The sequence below is a fragment of the Microbacterium immunditiarum genome (genome assembly GCF_013409785.1).
In the GTDB taxonomy this organism is placed as follows: Bacteria; Actinomycetota; Actinomycetes; order Actinomycetales; family Microbacteriaceae; genus Microbacterium; species Microbacterium immunditiarum.
The window spans coordinates 3,182,936-3,204,991 of record NZ_JACCBV010000001.1 but is presented as its reverse complement, the minus strand read 5'-3'; the positions used below and the strand labels follow the sequence as shown (position 1 = coordinate 3,204,991).

Below are 22,056 nucleotides of genomic sequence, written 5' to 3'. Positions count from 1 at the left end.
GGTGCAGGGGCGGTCGCGTCAGGAAGCGCGACGAGCGCGGGCAGCACGGCGCTTCAGAGCACGCCGCTCGTCCTCGGAGAGACCACCCCACACGCCTGAGTCCTGTCCGCTCTCAAGGGCGTACTGCAGGCAGATCTCGGTGACGGTGCAACGGGCGCAGACGGCCTTCGCCTTCTCGATCTGGTCGACCGCCGGGCCGGTGTTGCCCACGGGGAAGAAGAGTTCGGGGTCGACGGTGAGGCAGGCGGCTTTGTCGCGCCAATCCATGGTTGTGCTCCTTGATGCGGAATGATGATCAGAACAGAGCCCGGATTCGGGTTCCGATACCCTGTGGGGAGTGCGAGCGATACTCGCCCCACAACGCTGTGGGAGCACACTGCTTAAGCAATCGTCCCATAGCGATTCACCTGAATCAAGGGTTCAGGGGTCGTTCCTGTGCGGCATTGCTGAGAGTTCTCTCCAGGCTATGGAGGAACTCCACAACGACGTCTGACCACACGAACGGAGACCCTGGCCCATGGGCACAAACACCCCCGCGCGCATCGCCGCCATCCTCGTCGGCCTCGAGGGGCTCGCCCTCGTCGCGCTCGCGGTGTGGCAGATCGTGGCGATTGTGCAGGGCGACACCGGGTCGATCGAGAGCGCGCTCGCGCTCCTCGTGCTCACCGCCGTCGGGGCCTCGGCGCTGCTGGCGTTCGCCGTCGCGGTGTTCCGCGGTCGCTCGTGGGGTCGCTCGGGCGGCATCGTCTTCCAGGTGCTCATCCTCGCGGTCGCCCTCGGGGCGACTACCGGCGCGTACGCGCATCCGCTCATGGCGCTCGCGATCGCGGTGCCGGCGATCGCTGCGCTCGTGCTGCTCATCCTCGCGGCGCGCGATGCGGGGCGCGCGAAAGGCGAGGCATCCGAGTCCTCCTGATCGCCGACGCCCCGACGGCGCCGGGACTCACACCCCCAGCAGCGTGCGTACCCTCGCGACGTGGCCGGTGGCCCGCACGTTGTACAGCGCGTGCTCGATACGGCCGTCCGGGTCGATGACGAACGTGGAGCGCAGCACGCCCTCGATCGTCTTGCCGTAGTTCAACTTCTCGCCCCACGCGCCGTACGCCTCATGGACGGCGTGGCCGGGATCGCTCAGCAGGTCGTAGGTGAGCCCGTCGCGCTCGCGGAAGCGACGAAGCTTCTCGGGATCGTCGCGCGAGATCCCGAGCACCGTGTATCCGGCGGCCTGGAGCGGCGCGAGGCTGTCGCGGAAGTCGCACGCCTCCTTCGTGCACCCGGGCGTCATCGCGGCCGGATAGAAGAAGAGGATGACGTGGCCGCCGCGAAGGTCCGACAGCGAGACGGGGCGCTCGTCCTGGTCGATGAGCGTGAAGTCGGGTGCGGGGGAGCCGGGTTCCAGGCGTGCGGAGGTCATCCGTCCAGCGTACGGCGGGACCGGGTCGCGGATGCGCCCTCGGCCTCGGTCACCGGTCGGCGAAGGTGGCGAGCAGGCGCTGCAGCGAGTCGAGGCGGGCAGCGCCGCCCGGGCCGAGCCTGCCCTCGGCGACGGCCTCGACGATCGCGCAGTCCGGGGCGTCGGGCAGGTGCGTGCACCCGCGCGGGCACTCCTCGGCGATCTCGGCGAGGTCGGTGAACGCGGCGAGGATGTTCGCGGGATCGACGTGGCCGAGCCCGAACGAGCGCACGCCCGGGGTGTCGATGACCCACCCGGTGCCGCCTTCGCCGCGGTAGCGCAGCGACACGGTCGAGCTGGACGTGTGGCGTCCCCGGCCGGTCACCTCATTGACGTAACCTGTCGCGCGGCCCGCGGTCGGCACGAGCGCATTGACGAGCGTCGACTTGCCGACACCGGAGTGTCCGACGAAGACCGTCGAGTGGCCGACGAGCGCCCGGCCGATGCGGTCGACCGGCATGTCGTCCTGGGCGCTCGTGAACACCTCGAGGTCGAGGCCCTCGAAGTGCGCGAGGAACTCGGACGGGTCGGCGAGATCCGTCTTCGTCACGACGAGGAGGGGACGGATGCCGGCGTCCAGCGCCGCCACGAGATAGCGGTCGACGAGCCTGGGACGCGGCTCGGGATCGGCCGCCGCGACGACGATGAGCATCTGGTCGGCGTTGGCGACGATGACGCGCTCGACCTGGTCGGTGTCATCGGCGGAGCGGCGCAGGAGCGACGTGCGCTCCTCGATGCCGACGAGGCGTGCGAGAGTCCCTTCGGCGCCGGACGTGTCGCCCACGATGCGCGCGTGGTCGCCCGTGACGATCGGCTTCTTGCGCAGCTCGCGCGCCCGCACCGCCGACACGGTGCGCTCGGTGGGAAGGTCCTCGTCGACGAGGACCGTGTAGCGTCCGCGGTCGACCCCGAGGACGCGGGCGATCGTGGCATCCGCATGTGTGGGGCGCCGCTTCGTGCGGGGGCGGTTCGCCTTCGGGTTCGGCCGGACCCGCACGTCCTCTTCGTCGAACTCGGGCTCGTCGTCTTCGTCGTCCGGCTCGAGCCAGCTCATCGCGCGGCGCTCCTCACCCTCGCGTCCTTCACCTCACGAAGCGAGGTCCTGCACGCTGTGCGGGCGGGTTGGGGTCGTGGCATCCGCGTCATCGCCTTCGAGCATGCGCTCCCACAGCTGCACGAACTGTGGCATCGTCTTGGCGGTCGTTCCGATGTCGTCCACTTCGACGTCGGCGACCGCCAGGCCGATGAGGGCCCCCGCGGTGGCCATGCGGTGATCGTGGTGCGCGCACCAGGTGCCGCCGTGCAGTTGCTGCGGCACGATGCGGATGCCGTCCTCGAGCTCATGCGCCTCGCCGCCGAGGCGCCGCAGTTCGCCGATCAGCGCCGCGATGCGGTCGGTCTCGTGCCCGCGGATGTGCCCGATGCCGTGGAGTGTGGTCGGCGCATCCGCGAATGCCGCGAGCGCGAAGATGGTGGGGGTCAGCTCACCCGCGGCCGACAGGTCGAGGTCGATGCCGGTGATCGCGGGACCCGCCGTCACCGTGAGGGCGCCCCCGCGCCGGACGACGCGCGCTCCCATGAGCGACAGGATGTCGCCGAGCATCGCACCCGGCTGGGTCGAGTGCGCGGGCCAGCCCTTGACCGAGACGGAGCCGCCGGCGATCATCGCCGCCGCGAGGAAGGGCGCGGCGTTGGACAGGTCGGGCTCGATCGCGAGCTCCTTGCCGCGCAGTGAGCCGGCGGGCACGATCCACTCGCCGGGAGCGGGACGCTCGACGTGGACGCCCCTGCGGCCGAGGGCTTCGACCGTCATGTCGATGTGGGGGATGCTCGGCAGGCGCTCGCCCGAGTGCACGAGGTGGAGTCCGACGTCGAAGCGAGGGGCCGCGAGCAGGAGTCCGGAGACGAACTGACTCGACGCGCTCGCGTCGACCGCCACCTCGCCGCCGCGCACGTGCCCGTGGCCGCGCACGACGAAGGGAAGCGCCCATCGGCCACCGTCGTCGATGTCGACGCCGACGTCGCGCAGTGCCTTGATCATCTCGCCCATCGGGCGGTGCAGCGCGCTCTCGTGCGCGGTGAGGGTGACATCGCCCTGCGCGAAGCCCGCGAGAGCCGCGACGAACCGCATGACGGTGCCCGCCTGCCCGCAGTCGACCGTTCCGCCGCCCGCGAGCGGCCACGTGGGGGTGACGACGAGGTCGTCGCCGAACTCGCCCTCGCCCGGTTCGGTCTCGATCGAAACCCCCAGCGCGCGCAGCGCTTCGATCATGTGCGCGGAGTCGTCGGAGTGCAGCGGTGACGCGAGGCGGCTGGGCGATTCGGCGAGCGACGCGAGGATCAGCTCGCGATTCGTGAGGGATTTGGAGCCCGGGACGGTGAGGGTCGCGTGGAGCGGCTCGACGGCGACCGGCGCGCGCCAGGCCTTGACCGGAGCGCCCGGCTTCGTGCGGGGGGAATACCCGTCGGCAGTCATCGAGTTCTACCCTAACGAACCCCTCACCCGAACCAGCGGAGCGGACACACGATGATTGCGACCCTCGAGCGGCCGTCGACCCAGTCGACGCGCATCTCGTCGTCCGTTCAGGCGCCGGCGCTAGGCTGGCCCGTGATGACCGATCCGTCGCACGCCCTCCCGCCGCGCACCGCCGACGCACCTGACTCCGACGTCTCCCTCGATGAGCCGGTCGACGTGCGTGCCCAGTTCGAGGAGCAGGCGCTTCCCTTCATGGACCAGCTCTACGCGGCCGCGATGCGCATGACGCGCAATCCGTCCGATGCCGCCGACCTGGTGCAGGAGACGTTCGTGAAGGCGTTCTCCTCGTGGGCGACGTTCACGCAGGGCACGAACCTCAAGGCGTGGCTCTACCGCATCCTGACGAACACCTACATCAACACGTATCGCAAGAAGCAGCGCGAGCCGTACCAGGGAACGATCGACGACCTCGAGGACTGGCAGCTCGGCGGGGCGGAGTCCACCACGGCGACGCGCACGCGCTCGGCCGAGGCCGAGGCGATCGACCGCATGCCCGCTTCGATCGTGAAGGAAGCGCTGCAGTCGATCCCCGAGGACTTCCGGCTCGCGGTGTATCTTGCCGACGTCGAGGGATTCTCGTATCAAGAGATCGCCGACATCATGAAGACCCCGATCGGCACGGTCATGAGCCGCCTTCATCGTGGCAGGCGGCTGCTGCGTGACCTGCTCGCCGATTACGCGAAAGAACGCGGCATCGCCGCGGATCCAGAGAACAGCGGCCGCAAGGCGACCGCCACAAGGAGCAAGAGATGACCGACTGCGGCTGTGAGAAGGCGCGGCGCGACCTCGAAGAGTACCTGCGGAACGAGGTGTGCTCGACCGAGCGCGGCGATATCGCCGAGCACCTCGCCCATTGCGAGGGCTGCGCCGACGAGGCGCACGTCGCGCGCACCCTGACCGAGGCCGTCGCGCGGGCGTGCCAGGAGAAGGCACCCGAGGAGCTTCGGGTCATGGTCGCTGAGAAGCTGCGCACCGCGGGCCTCGCGTCCGCCTGAGCGAGCTCCTCGACTCACCCGCCCACCGGTCGTCGGGATCGAGGTCCCCGATCTCTCCCGCGACGACGAAGACGGTGAAGCGGATGCCCCGCCCGCCGTCACTGATCACCACTTCGGCGCGAACACCGTGAGCGCGCCCGGCGCGATGTCGATCGCGAGCGGAAGCGCGCCGATCGGATCCCCGTCGGCGTAGGCCGTCACGCCGGGAGAGGCCAGGCGCACGGAGCGCACCCGGTGGGTCGAGACCTCGGGGATCGACGTGTGCGTGCCGCGGTAGACGCGGGGGAGGAGCCTCAGCAGCCGCATCCGCCCCGCCGGTCGCACGAGCACGACGTCGAGCAGGCCGTCAGCGGGGTCCGCATCGGGACAGATGGGGATGCCGCCGCCGTACGACCGCCCGTTGCCCACGGTCGCCATCACGAGGTCACGGCTGATGCGCTCCGTCGTGCCGTCCTCGAGGTCGAGTTCGACGTCGAACGGGATGCCGGCGAGCGTCGCGAACTCGATGAGCAGCGCGATCGTGTATCGCGAGCCGCCGCGCGGCCACCGCATGCCGTTGGCGCGGTCGTTCACGCGCGAGTCGAAGCCGCTCGCGAGGACGCTCCCGTAGTGGGCGACAGACCCGTCATGCCGCGTCACGCGCGCGAGGTCGACGGAGCGCGTGGTTCCCGCCGCGATCGTCTCGGCGGCCTGCGCGATGTCGAGCTCGTGCAGGCCGAGCGCCATCGCGAAGTCGTTTCCCGTCCCGAGGGGGATGATCCCGAGGGGGATGCCCGTGCCGGCGAGCTCCTGGAGCGCGAGGTTCACGGTGCCGTCGCCTCCCGCCACGGCGACCGCCATCGTGCCGAGCCGGATCGCGGTGCGCAGCAGCTCGGTCGACTCGGCCGCGCTGCCGCCGCTGATGACGGTCGTGCGGATGCCGTGCGCGCGGAGCCGCTCGGCGGCCTGCTCGGCCGCGCCGGCGTGCGCGCCCCCGCGGGCGACGGGGTTCACGAGGAGCGTGACGGTCATGCCGGCTCGTCGCGCGGCGGAACCAGCGCCCCCGGATTCATGATCCCGCTCGGGTCGAGAGCGTCTTTGACGGCCTGCAGCACGGCGATGCCGAGCGGACCGATCTCCGCCTCGAGGTACGGCCGGTGGTCGCGGCCCACCGCGTGATGATGGGTGATCGTGCCGCCCGCCGCGCCGATCGCGCGCGAGGCGGCGTCCTTCGCGCGCGCCCACTGTCCGACGGGGTCGGTGGTGAGGGCCGCGACGACCGTGAAGTAGAGCGACGCGCCCGCGGGGTAGACGTGCGAGATGTGGCACAGCACGATCGGCTTCGTGCCCTCCGCCGTGAGCGTCTCGCGCAGGGCATCCGTCACCGCCGTCTTGAGCGCCTCGAGGTTCGCCCACGTCGTCGCCGTCTCGAGCGTCTCGGCGAGCACGCCCGCGCCGAGGAGGGTGTCGCGCAGCGCGGGGGAGGAGAAGCGCCCGCGCTCCCACGACCGCGCGGGGTCTTCGCCGCGGGGCGTGGCGCCGTGCGCGAGGAAGATCTCCTCCAGCACGTCGCGCACGGCCGCGGCATCCGGATCGTCCTCTCCCTCGATCGTCGCGATCGCGAGGCACCCGCGCAGCCGCAGCAGGTGACCACCGAGCGCCGCGTTCACGCGGGTCTCGGTCTCGTCGCTCAATCGGAGGACGGTGGGGCGGATGCCGCGCTGCGTCGCCTCGCGGAACGCGGCCGCCCCCGCCGCGAAGTCGGGGAACGTCCACGCGCCGTAGGCGGTCGTCGCCGGGATGGGGCGGATGCGCACCGTGACCTCGGTGAGTACGCCGAAGGCACCCTCCGAGCCGAGGAACAGCTCGCGCAGGTCGGGACCGGCGGCGCTCGCCGGAGCGCGGCCGAGGACGAGCTCGCCCACGGGCGTCGCGATGCGCAGGGCGTGCACGAGGTCGTCGAAGCGCCCGTACCCGCGCGAGGCCTGACCGCTCGAGCGCGTCGCCGCGAAGCCGCCGAGCGACGCGTACTCGAAGCTCTGCGGGAAGTGGCCGAGGGTGTACCCCCGGGCACCGAGCAGCTCCTCGGCCTGAGGGCCGGTCGTTCCCGCGCCGAAGGTCGCGAGCAGGGACGTCTCGTCGAGGTCGAGGAGCGCGGCGGTGCGCGCCAGGTCGAGCGCGATCACGCGGTCGTGGCGGCCTCCGTCGGGCTGCACGCCGCCGACGACGCTCGTGCCCCCGCCGAACGGGACGACGGCGATCCCGCGCTCCGCGCACGTCGCGAGCACCGCGAGCACCTCGGCATGGTCCGCGGGCGCCACCACAGCGTCGGGAGCGGTCTGCGGCTCTTCGAGGCGCCGCGCGAGCAGATCGGGCGTGCTCTTGCCGCCGAGGTGGAGCGTGCGTTCGGCGTCGTCTCTTGTCGCGTGGTCGGCGCCCACCATCGCGGCGAGCGCGTCGAGATCTTGATCGCCCAGCCGTGACGGAGTGAGCAGCGGCGCTTCACGCCGCGGGATCGGATGCGGCCTTCCCGGCAGCAGCGTCGCGAGAAGCGCCCGGGCCGCCGCGGGAAGGCTGGCGGTGTGCGCACCCCACGCATCCCAGTCCGAACGCGGGTGCGGTGCGGGGACGGCGAGGGGTGCGCGCTCGGGCGGCGTCGCATCCATGGCGTCCAGTATGTCAGTCGCCCTATGGTGGACGAATGTCGCTATCCCCCCACAGCGCATGCGTGTGCGGCCGTCTCGGCGAGGGCATCCGCCGACCCCGTCTGTCGTGAGCGCGACCTCCGCCGGCGCACCCCGGCCGCCCGGTTCCACTGCGCTCGACGCGCGCCGGCGGACGCGCGAGCTCGACGCGCTCGCGGATGCCGGCGAGATCGACCTGCTCGTGATCGGCGGCGGCATCACCGGCACGGGCATCGCCCTCGACGCCGCCTCGCGCGGTCTGCGAACGGTTCTCGTCGAGCGCGACGACCTCGCGAGCGGCACGAGCCGCTGGAGCTCGAAGCTCGTGCACGGCGGACTCCGCTACCTCGCGTCGGGCCAGTTCGGGATCGCGCGCGAGAGCGCGGCGGAGCGGCACCTGCTGATGACGCGCCTCGCGCCGCACCTCTCCCGGTCGATGGCGCAGGTCGTTCCGCTGTACTCACCCGGACACATGACGCGCGGGGCATATGTCGGCCTCGGGTACGGGCTCGGCGACGGACTGCGCCGTCTCGTCGGCACCCCCGACGCCGTCCTGCACTCGCCGGGGCCGCTCGGGCGCGACGAGACGCTCCGGCTCGTGCCGGCCGTGCGCCGCGAGGGTCTGCGCGGCGGCATGCGCGGTTGGGACGGCCAGCTCATCGACGACGTCCGCCTCGTGGTCGCCGTCGCCCGCACTGCGGCGGGGTTCGGGGCATCCGTCCTCACCCGCGCCGAAGCCGTGTCGGCCACGGGCGACACCGCATGGGTGCGCGACCGCGTGACCGGCTCGGAGCTGGCGATCCGCGCGCGCTGCGTGGTCAACGCGACCGGGGTGTGGGCGGGCCGCATCGACCCCGATGTCCACCTGCGCCCGAGTCGCGGCACGCACCTCGTCGTCGACGCGGCGCGCCTCGGCGGCTCGGACGCGTCGCTCACGGTGCCCGTGCCCGGATCGAGCAGTCGTTTCGTGTTCACGGTGCCCGCGCCCCACGGGCGCGCGTACATCGGCATCACGGACGTGCCCGCGGGCACGGAGCTCCCCCTCGTTCCGACGCCCGGCGACGACGAGGTAACCCTGCTGCTCGACGTCATGAACACCGTGCTCGAGGCGCCGCTCACGCGCGACGACGTCATCGGGGCGTTCGCCGGCCTGCGGCCGCTGCTCACCGACCCACGCCACGATGAGACGAGCGACCTGTCGCGCCGTCACGCGATCATCGAATCGTCCACGGGTGTGCTGAGCGTCGTGGGCGGCAAGCTCACGACGTACCGGCGCATGGCGCAGGACGGTGTGGATGCCGCCGTCCGCATGCGTCTGGGCAGCTCCGTCGCGAACTCGCGCACCCGGTCGATCCCGCTCGTCGGGGCGTGGCCGCGCGAGCGGCTCGCATCGCTCGACGCGTCGCCCCGGCTCGTTCGCCGATACGGCGCCGAGGCCCCATTCGTCGCGCGCCTGGCCGACGGCCCGGAGGCCGCGCGAGGCGTCACGGCGCAGGAGCTCGAGTGGGGCGTCCGCGCCGAGGGCGCCCTGTCGCTCGACGACCTGCTCGACCGGCGCACACGGCTCGGCCTCGTTCCGGCGGATCGCGACGAATCGACGGATGCCGCGGCCGCCGCCTTTGAGCGCGCGGGCGTCGATCCCATCTGACGCGGCTCCGTCCTTCGGCCTCACCGTGTTGGCAGGATTCCGCTGATGGACGGCTGCTCGCGCGGGCACCGATGTCCCTGGCGCGCTGGACACTGGACCGATGACCTCGACCGCCACCCGTCCTGACCCGGTGGTCGCCCACGGCCGACTGGGGATCGTGCAGGGCACCGCCCTCTACGTCGCGTCCGTGCTCGGCACGGGGCTGCTTGTGCTGCCCGGGCTCGCCGCCGACGCCGCAGGGCCCGCGAGCGTCGTCGCGGTGGTCGCGGTCATCGCGCTGTCGATCCCGCTCGCGGGCACATTCGCGGCGCTGGCGGCACGGTATCCGGATGCCGGGGGCGTCGCGAGCTACGTCCGCAGGGCGCTCGGGGCCACCGCGGCGCGCATGACCGGCTACTGGTTCTACTTCGGCGTGTGCGCGGGGGCGCCGGTCGTCGGGGTGCTCGGCGGCGAATACGTCGCCGCCGTCGCGAGGATCGACCGTGCCGGCGTTCCGATCCTCGCGGCGGCGATCATGCTGATCCCGTTCGGCGCGAACCTGCTCGGCATCCGCGTCGCAGGCTGGATGCAGTTCGTGCTCACGGGCCTCCTGCTCTCGGTCGTGGTGGCGGTCGTCTCCGCGGCGATGCCGGCGGTCGAGGCATCCGCGTTCACGCCGTTCCTCCCGAACGGCTGGGCGGGCGTCGGCACCGCGATCAGCCTCTTCGTGTGGGCGTTCGCGGGGTGGGAGGTCGGCACCCACATCGCGGGGGAGTTCCGCAATCCCCGCCGCGTGATCCCGCTCGCGACGGCTATCGCCCTCGTGCTCACCGGCGCGTCTTACCTGCTGCTGCAGATCGCGACCGTGGGCGTGCTCGGCGAGGGGGCCGCCGCCGACTCGGTGCCGCTGCTGTCGCTGGCGCAGTCGGTGCTGCCGGGGTTCGGGACGGTGGCCGTCGGAGGTGTCGCGGCGATCGTCTCGGTGGGCGTCATGAACGCCTACCTCGCGGCCTTCGGCAAGCTGGGTGCGTCGCTCGCGGCGAACGGAGACCTGCCGAGGTGGTTCCAGCGCGGCGAGGAGGCGGGTGGAATCCCACGCCGGGCGCTGTCGCTCACGATGGGCGTCGTCGCCGTCTACTTCGCGCTCATGCTCGCGGTGGGCCTCGATCTCGAGCCGTTCATCCTCGTACACACGAGCAACATGGTCTCGATCTACGCCGTCGGCATGGTCGCCGCGCTGCTCATCCTCCGCCGGTGGTCGGTGGGGTGGTGGATGGCGCTCGTCGCCGCCGTGCTGTCGGCGGGACTGCTCGCGCTCGCGGGCGTCAAGCTCGTGCCGAGCCTCGTGCTCGCGCTCATCGCGGTGGGGGTCACCGTGTGGCGTCGGGTGCGAGCGTCACGCCGCGCAACCTGACCGGCGCGCGCCGGGCACCGCGGTTGTCGGCCACGCGAAGCGCCGCGTCAGCGGGCGAGTGCCTTCGCGATCACCTCGGCCTGCTCGACGGCGTGCACCTTCGGCGAGCCGGTGGCGGTCGAAGCCGCGGCCGGACGCGACACGCGCCGGATCGTGCGACCGTTCAGGTGCTTCACGATCTCGAGCGCGATGAACGGCCAGGCGCCCTGGTTCTCGGGCTCGTCCTGCACCCACACGAGTTCGGCGTTCGGGTACTTGTCGAGCACCATGTTCAGCTCGTCGATCGGCTTCGGGTAGAACTGCTCTATCCGCACGAGGGCGATCGTCGGGTCGGGGTTCTTGTCGAGCTCGGCGACCAGATCCCAGTGGATCTTGCCCGAGTGCAGCAGCACGCGGCGCACGGCGGACTTGTCGACACCGCGGTCGTCGTCGAGCACCGGCTCGAAGCGCCCGTGCGTGAAGCCCTCGACGGCGCTCGTCGCGCCGCGCAGGCGCAGCATCGCCTTGGGCGTGAACACGATGAGCGGACGCCGCGGGCGCGCGTAGGCCTGGCGGCGCAGGAGGTGGAAGTACGACGCCGGGGTCGACGGACGCGCGACAGTCATGTTGTCCTGCGCGCAGAGCTGCAGGTAGCGCTCGATGCGGGCCGACGAGTGGTCGGGACCCTGGCCCTCGTAGCCGTGCGGCAGCAGCAGCACGAGGCTCGACTGCTGGCCCCATTTCTGCTCGGCCGCCGAGATGTACTCGTCGATGACCGACTGGGCGCCGTTCGCGAAGTCGCCGAACTGCGCCTCCCACAGCACGAGCGCGTCGGGGCGCTCGACCGAGTACCCGTACTCGAACGCCATCGCCGCGTACTCGCTCAGCAGGGAGTCGTAGACCCAGAAGCGGCCCTGGTTCTCGCTCAGGTTCGACAGCGGCAGCCACTCCTGACTGTTCGCACGGTCGTGCAGCACAGCGTGGCGCTGGACGAACGTGCCGCGGCGCGAGTCCTGGCCTGCCAGGCGCACGTTCGTGCCCTCGAGCAGGAGCGAGCCGAATGCGAGCAACTCGGCGAACGCCCAGTCGATCGCACCGTTGCGGCTCATATCGAACCGCTTGTCGGAAAGCTGCTGGAGCTTCGGATGCACCGTGAAGCCCTCGGGCTTGTTCACGAACGCGTCGCCGACGAGCTCGATCACGCTGCGGGACACGCCGGTCGTGTCGGGCTCCCCGATCACGGTCGGGACGACCGCCTCCTCCTCGACGATGGGCGAGGAGCCGGTCTCGGCGGCGTGGGTCTCGGCGAACGCGATCTCGAGGCGGTTCTGGAAGTCGCGCTTGGCCTGCTCGTACTCCTCCTCGGTGATGTCGCCGCGACCGACGAGGGCCTCGGTGTACAGGCGACGCACCGAGCGCTTCGCCTCGATGAGGTTCGTCATGTGCGGCTGCGTCATCGACGGGTCGTCGCCTTCGTTGTGACCGCGGCGGCGGTAGCAGACGAGGTCGACGATGACGTCGCGGTGGAACTCCTCGCGGTACTGGACCGCGAGCTGCGCCACACGGACGACGGCCTCGGGGTCGTCGCCGTTCACGTGGAAGATCGGCGCCTGGATCGTCTTGGCGACATCGGTCGCGTACACCGACGAGCGGCCGTCCTGCGGCGTCGTGGTGAAGCCGACCTGGTTGTTGACGACGATGTGAACCGTGCCGCCCGTGCGGTAGCCGCGCAGCTGTGACATCTGGAGCGTCTCGACGACGACGCCCTGGCCGGCGAAGGCCGCGTCGCCGTGGATGAGGATCGGCAGCCAGGAGAACGTCCCGATGGGCTTGCGGTCCTGCTTGGCGCGCACGATGCCCTCGAGCACGCCGTCCACCGTCTCGAGGTGCGAGGGGTTGGCCGCGAGGTACACGGGCAGCTCGGAGCCCGAGTCCGCCACGAACGTGCCCTCGGTGCCGAGGTGGTACTTGACGTCGCCCGAGCCGCTCTTCGAGCCGATCGCGACGGAGCCCTCGAACTCGCGGAACACCTGGCCGTACGTCTTGCCGGCGATGTTGGTGAGCACGTTCAGTCGGCCGCGGTGCGCCATGCCGATCGCGGCGCCGTCGAGTCCCGCCTCGGCTGCGCCCTGGAGCACCTGGTCGAGCAGCGGGATGAGCGACTCGCCGCCCTCGAGCGAGAAGCGCTTCTGACCGACGTACTTCGTCTGCAGGAACGTCTCGAAGGCCTCGGCCTCGTTCAGCTTCGAGAGGATGCGCAGCTGCTCGTCGTGACCGGGCTTCTGGTACTTGACCTCGACGTTGCGCTGGAACCACGCGCGCTGCCCCGGGTCCTGGATGTGCATGTACTCGATGCCGATCGTGCGGCAGTACGAGTCGCGCAGCACGCCGAGGATGTCGCGCAGCTTCATGAGGCGCTTGCCACCGAAGCCGCCGGTCACGAACTGGCGGTCGAGGTCCCAGAACGTGAGCCCGTGGCTCTCGATCTCGAGGTCGGGGTGCGTGCGCTGGACGTACTCGAGCGGGTCGATGTCGGCCATGAGGTGGCCGCGCACGCGGAAGGAGTTGATGAGCTCCTGCACGCGTGCGGTCTTGTCGACGCGCTCGGCGATGTCGACGTTGATGTCGTTGGCCCAGTGGATCGGGGCGTACGGGATGCGAAGCGCCGCGAAGATGTCTTCGTAGAAGCTGCGCTGGCCGATGAGCAGCTCGTGCACCTTCTTGAGGAACTCGCCCGAGCCGGCGCCCTGGATGACGCGGTGGTCGTACGTGCTCGTGAGCGTGATCGTCTTGCCGATCGCGAGCTCGTTGAGCGTCTTGTCGCTGGCGCCCTGGAACTCGGCCGGGTACTCGAGCGCCCCGACGCCGATGATCGACCCCTGGCCCTTCATGAGGCGGGGGACCGAGTGCACGGTGCCGATTCCGCCCGGGTTGGTCAGCGAGATCGTCGTGCCCTGGAAGTCGGCGGGCGTCAGCTTGTTGGCGCGGGCGCGCGACACGAGGTCTTCGTACGAGGCGAGGTACTCGCCGAACGAGAGCGTGTCGGCGCGCTTGATGCTCGGCACGAGGAGTGCGCGCGAGCCGTCGGGACGCGGGAGGTCGATCGCGATGCCGAGGTTCACGTGGGCCGGCGCGACCACGGAGGGCTTGCCGTCGACCTCGGCGTAGAAGACGTTCTGGCTCGGGAAGTCCTTGAGCGCCTGGATGAGCGCCCAGCCGATGAGGTGAGTGAAGCTCACCTTGCCACCGCGCGTGCGGGCCATGTGGTTGTTGATCACGATCCGGTTGTCGATCATGAGCTTCGCCGGCACCGTGCGGACGCTCGTCGCGGTCGGGACCGTGAGCGACTCGTCCATGTTCGCCGCGAGAGTCTTCGGAAGGCCCTTGAGGGCGGTGACGACGTCCTCGTCGGCGCTCGCCTCGGTCGATGAGGGCTTGATCTTCGGCGCCTGCGCCGGGATCGGCTGCGGTGCGGCGGGGCGGGCGGTCGTGCGGGCCACCGGCTGGCTCCCGATCACCGGGACCGGCGCCGTGACGGGATGCGGCTCAGACGAGGTCGCCGCCCCGTTCGCGGACGCCGGAGCGGTCGCGGGGGCGGCGGGAGCGGGGGCGGATGCGGCCGGTGCGGGTGCCGCGGGGGCAGGGGCCTCGGTGGCGGGGCGGGTCGGACCCGAAGGCGCCGTCGCCCCGTCCGCGTCGACCGGGTGGTAGGCCTCGAGGATCGGCCACCAGGCCTTGTCTACGGAGTTCTTGTCGACCTTGTACTGCTCGTAGAGTTCGTCGACGAGCCATTCATTGGCTCCGAACTCTCCCTCGTTCGATACACCGACGCCCGTCACCTGGCTCGACACGCTCGATCGCCTGCTTTCGTGAAGAAGATTTGGGATGCCTGGTCCGCAACGACCCTCGGGCACGATCCTTAAGCGTAACCCAGTCACGCCCGCACTTCGCCGGGGGTTGCGCGCGGCGCATCGCACGATTCGGCAACGGCATCCGCAGCCCTTCTTGTCGCTACCCTTGACGGACATGGAGTTCTACGGAGACCGCCCCGACGTCGACCTGACGTATTCGGACGTGTTCCTCGTCCCTCGGCGGTCGACGGTCGCGAGCCGGCTCGACGTGGACCTGTCGCCGGGCGACGGCACGACGGCCAGGCTCCCGATCGTCTCGGCCAACATGAACTCGGTGACGGGGGCGCGCCTGGCGGCGACGCTCGCGCGCCGCGGCGGCCTCGGCGTTCTGCCGCAGGACATGCCGCTGCAGGAGCTCGACGCGGCCATCCGGTGGGTGAAGGCGCAGCCCGTTCCGTGGGACACGCCCCTCGTGCTGCCGCCCGACGCGACGGTGGCCGACGCTGCGCGCCTGCTTCCCGCGACTCAGGGCTACGGCATCGTCGTGGCGGAGTCGCCCGCCGGAACCGGTCCGCGGCTCGAGGGCGGAGCCGTCGACACGAGGTCGCCGAGCACCGGCCTGCACGCCGACGACATCCTCGGGGTCGTGCCGGCGACGCGGCTCGGCACCGCTCTCCCCGACGCGCGGCTCGGTGACATCGCGCGCGGGCGCTCGGCGTCGATCGACGCGGAGGATGTCCAGAGCGGCCGCCAGGCGTTCGACCTGCTGGTCGCGGCGGATGCCGACGTCGTGTGCGTCCTGCGCCACGGCGTGCTCGTCGGCACGCTCTCCCGCCGCAGCGCGCTGCGCTCATCGCTCTACCGTCCCGCGGTCGACGCGTCCGGCCGCCTCATCGTCGCGGCCGCGGTCGGCATCAACGGCGACGTCGCCGCGAAGGCCCGCGCGCTCGCGGCGGCGGGCGTCGACGTGCTCGTCGTCGACACCGCCCACGGGCACCAGGAGAACATGCTCGCGGCGCTGCGCACGATCGCCGACCTCGACCTCGGCATCCCGCTGGCGGCGGGCAACATCGTCACGGCGGAGGGCGTGCACGACCTCGTGACGTCCGGCGCGAGCATCCTGAAGGTCGGCGTGGGCCCGGGCGCGATGTGCACGACCCGCATGATGACCGCGGTCGGCCGTCCACAGTTCTCCGCCGTGCTCGAGACCGCCGAGGCCGCGCGACTCATGGGCGCGCACGTGTGGGCCGACGGCGGGGTGCGGTACCCGCGCGACGTCGCGCTCGCGCTCGCGGCGGGAGCCTCGTCGGTCATGATCGGGTCGTGGTTCGCCGGCACGATCGAGGCGCCCGGCGAGCTGCTCGTCGACGGCGAGGGCCGCGCGTACAAGGAGTCGTGGGGCATGGCGTCGACCAAGGCGGTGCATGAGCGGTTCGGGCGGCTCGACCCGTACGAGCTCGCGCGCAAGGAGCTCTTCGCCGAGGGTATCTCGTCGTCGAAGATCTTCCTCGATCCGCTGCGTCCCGGTATCGAGGACCTGCTCGACATGATCACGTCGGGTGTGCGCTCGTCGTTCACGTACGCGGGTGCGGCGACCGTGCCGGAGTTCCACGAGCGCGCCCGCGTCGGCCTGCAGTCCGCAGCCGGGTACGAGGAGGGCAAGGCGCTCCCCGTCAGCTGGTGAACACCACGGATGCCGCGGGACCCGGGCCCATCGTCACGGCATCCGGCGCGTCGACCCTGCCGTAGACTTTCCGCGAGATGGACGACCCGCCCAGTTGCAGACGCCCGCCCCACGAACCAGCCCCTGCGATCGGGGGTGATGCGTGATGGATTACGTCATGCTGGGCGTGGGGCTCCTGCTCACCATCGGGACCGGATTCTTCGTCGCGAGCGAGTTCGCGCTCGTGAACCTCGACCGGGCCGACCTCGAAGCACGGCGCGAGCGCGGCGAGTCCCGCCTGTCGCTCACGATCAGCGCGCTCAAGATCACCTCGACTCATCTCTCGAGCGCGCAGCTCGGCATCACGCTCACGACGCTGCTCACCGGCTACACGATGGAACCGGCGATCTCGAACCTCCTGCGGCCGGTGCTCGGGCAGTGGGGGTGGCCGGATGCCGTCGTGAGGCCCGTCGCCGCGGTCATCGGCGTCACGATCGCCACGATCCTCTCGATGATCCTCGGTGAGCTGATCCCGAAGAACCTCGCTCTCGCGGTCCCGCGGCACACCGCGAAGATCGTCCTGCCGTTCCAGGTCGCGTTCACGACCGTCTTCCGTCCCGCCGTCGCGGTGCTCAACGGCAGCGCCAACGGCGTGCTCCGACTTCTCGGCGTCGAGCCGAAGGAGGAGCTCTCGGGGGCCCGCACGGCGGAGGAGCTCTCGAGCCTCGTGCGCCGCTCGGCGAGCGCCGGCGTGCTCGAAGAGGACACCGCGACGCTGCTCGACCGCAGCCTCACGTTCGCGCGCCTGACCGCGGCCGACGTCATGACCCCGCGCCCGAGCGTGCATGCGCTCGCGGCCGACGACTCGGTCGACGACGTCGTGCAGCTCGCGCGCCGCACGGGCCACAGCCGCTTCCCCGTGTACCAGGACTCGATGGACGACATCGTCGGCATCGTGCACCTCAAGGCGGCGGTGTCTGTTCCGCGTGAGCGCAGGCCGGATGTCCCGGCCGCCGCGATCGCGACCGATCCGCTGCGCGTGCCCGAGGCGGTGCACCTCGACGCGCTCGTGTCAGAGCTTCGGGCGCGCGGCTACCAGATGGCGATCGTCGTGGACGAGTATGGCGGGACGGCCGGCGTCGTGACGCTGGAGGACCTCGTCGAGGAGATCGTCGGGGAGGTGCTCGACGAGCACGACCGGCGCCGCGCGGGGATCGTGCGGGCCGAGGGCTCGGTGATCCTTCCCGGTGAGCTGCGGCCCGACGAGGTGCTCGACCGCACCGGCATCCGCATCCCCGAAGGGGACGTGTACGACACCGTCGGCGGCTTCCTCATGAGCGTGCTCGAGCGCATCCCCGTCGTCGGCGACGCCGTCGAGATCGAGGACGGCACGCTCGAGGTGCAGCGGATGGACGGCCGCCGCGTCGGCCGCGTGCGATTCACGCCCGCGGCCGTGCCGGACGGGGTTCTCGACCAGCGCGCCGAATCGGGCGCCGACCGTGAGGGCGGTGCGCGATGAACGACTGGGCGGGCATCGTGTGGCTGTTCGTGCTGCTGCTGGCGAACGCCTTCTTCGTCGGCGCCGAGTTCGCCGTGATCTCCGCGCGGCGATCGCAGATCGAGCCGCGCGCCGAGAAGGGCTCGCGCGCGGCGAAGACAGCGCTGTTCGCGATGGAGCACGCGACCCTCATGCTCGCGACCTGCCAGCTCGGCATCACGATCTGCTCGCTGCTGATCTTGAACGTGTCCGAGCCGGCGATCCACCACCTGCTGGCCGAGCCCCTCGGTCTCACGGGGCTCAATGAGTCGCTGGTCGACGTCATCTCGTTCGTGATCGCGCTCGTGCTCGTCTCGTACCTGCACGTCGTGTTCGGCGAGATGGTGCCGAAGAACCTCGCGTTCTCGGTGCCCGACCGGTCGGTGCTCATGCTCGCAACGCCGCTCGTGTGGATCTCGAAGCTCTTCCATCCCGTCATCGTGTCGCTCAACTGGATCGCGAACCACGCCGTGCGACTGTTCCGCGTCGAGCCGAAGAGCGAGGCCGCGTCGACGTTCACGCTCGAGGAGGTCGCGACGATCGTGAGCCAGTCGCGCATCGAGGGCGTGCTCGACGACGCCGCCGGCACGGTCGCAGCGGCGCTCGAGTTCACCGACAAGAAGGCGAAGGCGATCGCAGTGCCGCTCGGCGAACTCGTGACGCTGCCCGAGACGACGACGCCCGACGAGATCGAGCGCGCAGTCGCGAAGCACGGCTTCTCGCGGTACGTGATCGTCGACGATTCGGGTGAGCCGGTCGGCTATGTGCACCTCAAGGACGTGCTCCGTGTCGCGGAGGGTCCGGAGGCGGCGGTCGGCGCGGCCGCGCAGATCCCGGCGAAGCGCGTCCACCACATGGTGCCGGTGCTCGAGACGACCGACCTCGAGGACGCGCTCGCGCTCATGCGCCGTGCCGGACGCCACCTCGCCCAGGTGCGCGACGCGAACGGACGCACGACCGCGGTGCTCTTCCTCGAGGACATCATCGAGGAGCTCATCGGCGAGGTGCAGGACGCGACGCGCCGCGGGCGGCGCTGACCCGAGGCATCCGGATGCCCCGCCGACCCCACCGGATCAGGCGGTGCGCGCGCGTGCCGGCCGCGCCCGCAGGTACTGGGCCGGCCAGTAGTCGATGTCGGCGCCGAGCTCGATCGACGCGCGGAGCGCGTAGTGCGGGTCGCGCAGCCACTCGCGTCCGGCCATGACCGCGTCGGCGTCGCCCGCGGCGAGGATCGCCTCGGCCCGCACCGCGTCGTCGATCATCCCGACGGAGTTCACCGGCACGCCGGCGACGCGCCGCACGTGGGCGGCGAACCGCACCTGGTACCCCGGCCCGGTCTCGAGCCGCTGGTGGGCGACGAGCCCGCCGCTGGAGATGTCGAAGAGGTCGGCGCCGCGCTCGGACGCCCAGGTCACGACCGTCGCCGTCTCGTCGGGGGTGAATCCGCCGTCGGCCCAGTCGTACGCGGAGAACCGTACGAAGAGGGCGACGTCGGGAGCGGCGTCGCGGACGGCCCCGACCACGCGCAGCACGAGCCGCGCGCGGTTCTCGAGCGATCCGCCGTACTCGTCGTCGCGATGATTGGAGAGCGGGGAGAGGAACTCGTGCAGCAGGTAGCCGTGCGCCGCGTGGATCTCGAGCACATCGAAGCCGGCCTCGACGGCGCGCCGCGCGGCGGCGGCGAAGTCCTCGACGACGCGGTCGATCCCGTCGCGATCGAGCGCGACGGGGGTCGCGTATCCGTCGAACGGGATCGCCGAGGGCGCGACCGTCTGCCATCCGCCCTGCGCGCGCGGGACCGTGCCGCGCTGTCCGCTGAGCGGGGACGATGTCGACGCTTTGCGACCGGCGTGGGCGAGCTGCATGCCCGCGAGAGCTCCGCGGGTTCGGATGGCGGTCACGATCGGCACCCACGCGTCGCGATGCGCGTTGCTCCAGATCCCGGTGTCGTCGGGCGAGATGCGCCCCTCAGGCGACACCGCGGTCGCCTCCGTCATGACGATGCCCGCTCCGCCGGACGCGAACTGCACGAGGTGGGTGTGGTGCCACTCCTGCGGCATGCCGTCGACCGCGCTGTACTGACACATGGGCGACACCCACAGGCGGTTGCGCGCGGTCTTCGGGCCGACGGTCAGGGGCGAGAAGAGAATGCTCATGTGTCCAAACGTCCTGCGGGTAGGGTGGCGCCATGAGCGGCCAATGGACGGCGGATGACGCGGCGCGCCACCTGCGACGGCCGACCGACCGCGACGACAAGTATTCCCGAGGTGTCGTCGGCTTCCGAACCGGGTCCGCCCAGTATCCGGGAGCGGCCGTGCTCGGCGTCGAGGCCGCGTGGCGCACGGGCGTCGGCATGGTGCGCTACCTCGGACCGGAGTTCGCTTGCGCCCTCGTGCTGCAGCGGCGCCCGGAGACCGTGACGGTCGACGGCCGCGTGCAGGCGTGGGTCGTCGGCTCCGGCACACCCGTCGGGGGCGAGGGCGAGCCGGATGCCACGCCCCGGGGCATCCGCGAGATCTTCGCCGGCCATGTCCCGATCGTCGTCGACGCGGGCGCGCTCGACCACGCCGTCGGGGCGGCGGCGCCGTGCATCGTGACACCTCACGATCGAGAGCACGACCGGCTTCGGTCGCGCCTCGGCCTCCCGCCGGCGGAAGAGCGCGAGCGCGAGGCATCCGCTCTCCACACCGCCTCGGCGCTCCACGGCGTCCTCGTGCTGAAGGGCGCGCGCACGATCGTCGCGACCCCGTCGGGCTGGTCGACGGTCGTGGCGAGCGGGACCCCGTGGCTCGCGACCGCGGGCACAGGCGACGTGCTCGCGGGAGTCATCGGGGCGGTCGTCGCCGGCTCGCTCGCGAAGGGCGCCGACGGCCAGGACCGCACCGTGCACGCTGGTGAGCTCGGCGAGCTCGCCGCGACGGGGGTGTGGCTCCACGGTCGCGCGGCGACGACCGCCGCGCAGGCGCGCGGCGCCGGGGGAGGACCCATCACCGCGCTCGACGTCGCCGAGGCGCTGCCCGCCGCCGTGTCGGAATTGCTCGCACGGATCGCGTGACGCGCGTCTCTAGGATGGCAAGGGTGTCGAGGCGGGCGGTGCTGTGGATCGCGTTCGCGATCGTGCACGCCGGCGTCGCGGTTCTCGGATGGCTGCTCCCGAATCAGCCCATGGGCGACGTCTACCTCGTGTACGAGCCGTGGTCGACCCGTGCGGTCGAAGGCACGGGCATCGTCGGGATCACCGAGAGCTGGGTGTACCCGCACCTCGCGCTCGTGCCCATGGTGCTCGCGAAGGCGATGTCGTGGCTGGGTGGCTATGAGATCGCGTGGGCGGTCGTCGTCACGGTCGTGGACGCGCTCGCGTTCGCCGCCCTCGTCGGGCGCGGCAGATCGAGTGGCCGCTGGATCGCGGCGTGGTTCTGGCTCGTCTTCATCGCGCTGCTCGGCCCTGTCGGCCTCTACCGGCTCGAGGGCGTGACGACGCCGCTCGCGCTCGCGGCGTGTCTGTGGCTCTTCGGCAGGCCGGCGCTCGCGTCCGTGCTGCTCACGGTCGGCATGTGGATCAAGGTGTGGCCCGCCGCGCTGCTGGCGTCGGCGGTCGTCGCGGTCCGCCGTCGGTTCGCGATCGCGGGCACGTCGATCGCGCTGTCGGCGGTCATCCTGCTGATGGTGCTCGCCGCGGGCGCGGGCGCGAACGCCCTCGGCTTCGTCGCGGGCCAGACCGATCGGGGACTGCAGCTCGAAGCGCCGGTGAGCGGCTACTACGTGTGGCGCACGGTCCTCGGGTACGACGACTCGTTCATCTACTACGACCGCGACGTCCTCACGTTCCAGGTGACCGGACCCGAGGTCGACACGGTCATCGCCGCGATGACCCCGGTCCTGGCGATCGCCGTGGTCGGCGTGCTCGTGCTGGGAATCGTGAAGATGTGGCGCGGAGCCACCTTCGCGGGTCTCTTCCCGTCGCTCGGCCTGGCCACGGTCGTCGCGATGATCCTCTTCAACAAGGTCGGGTCGCCCCAGTACCTCTCCTGGATCATCGCGCCGCTCGCCCTGGGCCTCGTGCTCGACCGCTGGCACTGGTGGGGTCCCGCGCTGCTCGGACTCGGCACCGCCCTCCTCACCCAGATCGTCTACCCCCTGACCTACGGCGAGCTGCTCGTCGCGTCGGCGTTTCCGACCGTCGTGCTCACCCTGCGCAACCTCGCGCTCGCGGTGCTGTTCGTCTGGGCGGTCGTGCGGGTCGCGCGAACGCGCACGCACCCAGGCATGAAGCGGCGGGACGCGGCATCCGCATCGGCCTCGCCGAAGGCCGCCGAAACCTGACCCAAGGAGGAACCA

At 71.4% G+C, this 22,056-nt stretch carries 18 protein-coding genes; 10 read left to right on the top strand and 8 right to left on the bottom strand.

The window, feature by feature from the left end; translation table 11 throughout:
• Positions 1-18 precede the first annotated feature (18 nt).
• Positions 19-267, bottom strand: coding sequence for a WhiB family transcriptional regulator (locus BJ991_RS15005; RefSeq protein WP_036295594.1), 249 nt, complete (start codon positions 265-267; stop codon positions 19-21).
• 250 nt (positions 268-517) lie between these two features.
• Here BJ991_RS15005 and BJ991_RS15000 point away from each other — a divergent pair, with 250 nt between their 5' ends.
• Entirely contained in the window at positions 518-916 is a 399-nt protein-coding gene (locus tag BJ991_RS15000; protein WP_179491296.1) for a histidine kinase, read from the top strand.
• Between the two features lie 27 nt (positions 917-943).
• On the opposite strand, the gene bcp is transcribed toward BJ991_RS15000, so the two are convergent.
• The 3 genes from bcp to aroA are packed head-to-tail and all read right to left on the bottom strand — an operon-like array spanning position 944 to position 3,929.
• Complete coding sequence (bcp, locus tag BJ991_RS14995) at positions 944-1,414, bottom strand: thioredoxin-dependent thiol peroxidase (protein WP_179491295.1); 471 nt, start codon at positions 1,412-1,414, stop codon at positions 944-946.
• 49 nt (positions 1,415-1,463) lie between these two features.
• On the bottom strand, positions 1,464-2,507 hold the full coding sequence (rsgA, locus tag BJ991_RS14990; RefSeq protein WP_179491293.1) for a ribosome small subunit-dependent GTPase A: 1,044 nt from the start codon (positions 2,505-2,507) through the stop codon (positions 1,464-1,466).
• 33 nt (positions 2,508-2,540) lie between these two features.
• Positions 2,541-3,929 (bottom strand): 3-phosphoshikimate 1-carboxyvinyltransferase, encoded by a 1,389-nt coding sequence (gene aroA, locus BJ991_RS14985; protein ID WP_179491291.1) that lies wholly within the window; start codon positions 3,927-3,929, stop codon positions 2,541-2,543.
• 51 nt (positions 3,930-3,980) lie between these two features.
• On the opposite strand from aroA, the gene BJ991_RS14980 reads away from it, so the two are divergent.
• Together BJ991_RS14980 and BJ991_RS14975 are read left to right on the top strand one after the other, a co-directional pair.
• On the top strand, positions 3,981-4,742 hold the full coding sequence (locus BJ991_RS14980; protein ID WP_179491289.1) for a sigma-70 family RNA polymerase sigma factor: 762 nt from the start codon (positions 3,981-3,983) through the stop codon (positions 4,740-4,742).
• Positions 4,739-4,984 (top strand): zf-HC2 domain-containing protein, encoded by a 246-nt coding sequence (locus BJ991_RS14975; RefSeq protein WP_179491287.1) that lies wholly within the window; start codon positions 4,739-4,741, stop codon positions 4,982-4,984. Before BJ991_RS14980 ends, BJ991_RS14975 begins: the two co-directional genes overlap by 4 nt.
• Positions 4,985-5,089: 105 nt before the next feature.
• On the opposite strand, the gene BJ991_RS14970 is transcribed toward BJ991_RS14975, so the two are convergent.
• A complete protein-coding gene (locus BJ991_RS14970) occupies positions 5,090-5,995 on the bottom strand; it encodes a diacylglycerol kinase (protein WP_179491285.1) in 906 nt (301 codons plus the stop codon).
• Entirely contained in the window at positions 5,992-7,629 is a 1,638-nt protein-coding gene (locus BJ991_RS14965) for an FAD-binding oxidoreductase (protein WP_179491283.1), read from the bottom strand. Before BJ991_RS14965 ends, BJ991_RS14970 begins: the two co-directional genes overlap by 4 nt.
• Positions 7,630-7,735: 106 nt before the next feature.
• Between BJ991_RS14965 and BJ991_RS14960 the strand changes: the two genes are divergently transcribed.
• Both BJ991_RS14960 and BJ991_RS14955 read left to right on the top strand, forming a co-directional pair.
• On the top strand, positions 7,736-9,295 hold the full coding sequence (locus tag BJ991_RS14960; RefSeq protein ID WP_343048786.1) for a glycerol-3-phosphate dehydrogenase/oxidase: 1,560 nt from the start codon (positions 7,736-7,738) through the stop codon (positions 9,293-9,295).
• 100 nt (positions 9,296-9,395) lie between these two features.
• Positions 9,396-10,688: an APC family permease gene (locus tag BJ991_RS14955; protein ID WP_179491280.1), complete on the top strand. Its 1,293-nt coding sequence runs from the start codon at positions 9,396-9,398 to the stop codon at positions 10,686-10,688.
• A gap of 47 nt (positions 10,689-10,735) precedes the next feature.
• On the opposite strand, the gene BJ991_RS14950 is transcribed toward BJ991_RS14955, so the two are convergent.
• Positions 10,736-14,518 carry a multifunctional oxoglutarate decarboxylase/oxoglutarate dehydrogenase thiamine pyrophosphate-binding subunit/dihydrolipoyllysine-residue succinyltransferase subunit gene (locus BJ991_RS14950; protein ID WP_179491279.1) on the bottom strand — a complete coding sequence of 1,261 codons (3,783 nt, stop codon included), beginning with the start codon at positions 14,516-14,518 and terminating at the stop codon, positions 10,736-10,738.
• Between the two features lie 175 nt (positions 14,519-14,693).
• Here BJ991_RS14950 and BJ991_RS14945 point away from each other — a divergent pair, with 175 nt between their 5' ends.
• From BJ991_RS14945 to BJ991_RS14935, 3 genes are all read left to right on the top strand, one after another.
• A complete protein-coding gene (locus BJ991_RS14945; protein WP_179491278.1) occupies positions 14,694-16,202 on the top strand; it encodes an IMP dehydrogenase in 1,509 nt (502 codons plus the stop codon).
• Positions 16,203-16,347: 145 nt separating this feature from the next.
• On the top strand, positions 16,348-17,700 hold the full coding sequence (locus BJ991_RS14940) for a hemolysin family protein (RefSeq protein ID WP_179491277.1): 1,353 nt from the start codon (positions 16,348-16,350) through the stop codon (positions 17,698-17,700).
• Positions 17,697-18,755 carry a hemolysin family protein gene (locus BJ991_RS14935; RefSeq protein WP_179491276.1) on the top strand — a complete coding sequence of 353 codons (1,059 nt, stop codon included), beginning with the start codon at positions 17,697-17,699 and terminating at the stop codon, positions 18,753-18,755. The genes BJ991_RS14940 and BJ991_RS14935 overlap by 4 nt, the downstream gene beginning before the upstream one ends.
• Before the next feature lie 36 nt (positions 18,756-18,791).
• Here BJ991_RS14935 and BJ991_RS14930 read toward each other — a convergent pair whose 3' ends face one another.
• Positions 18,792-19,874, bottom strand: a complete 1,083-nt coding sequence (locus BJ991_RS14930; RefSeq protein WP_179491275.1) for an NADH:flavin oxidoreductase/NADH oxidase — start codon at positions 19,872-19,874, stop codon at positions 18,792-18,794.
• 32 nt (positions 19,875-19,906) lie between these two features.
• On the opposite strand from BJ991_RS14930, the gene BJ991_RS14925 reads away from it, so the two are divergent.
• Positions 19,907-20,773 carry an ADP-dependent NAD(P)H-hydrate dehydratase gene (locus BJ991_RS14925; protein ID WP_179491273.1) on the top strand — a complete coding sequence of 289 codons (867 nt, stop codon included), beginning with the start codon at positions 19,907-19,909 and terminating at the stop codon, positions 20,771-20,773.
• A 23-nt stretch (positions 20,774-20,796) separates the two neighbouring features.
• Positions 20,797-22,041 (top strand): glycosyltransferase 87 family protein, encoded by a 1,245-nt coding sequence (locus tag BJ991_RS14920; RefSeq protein ID WP_179491271.1) that lies wholly within the window; start codon positions 20,797-20,799, stop codon positions 22,039-22,041.
• The last annotated feature ends 15 nt before the right edge of the window (positions 22,042-22,056 follow it).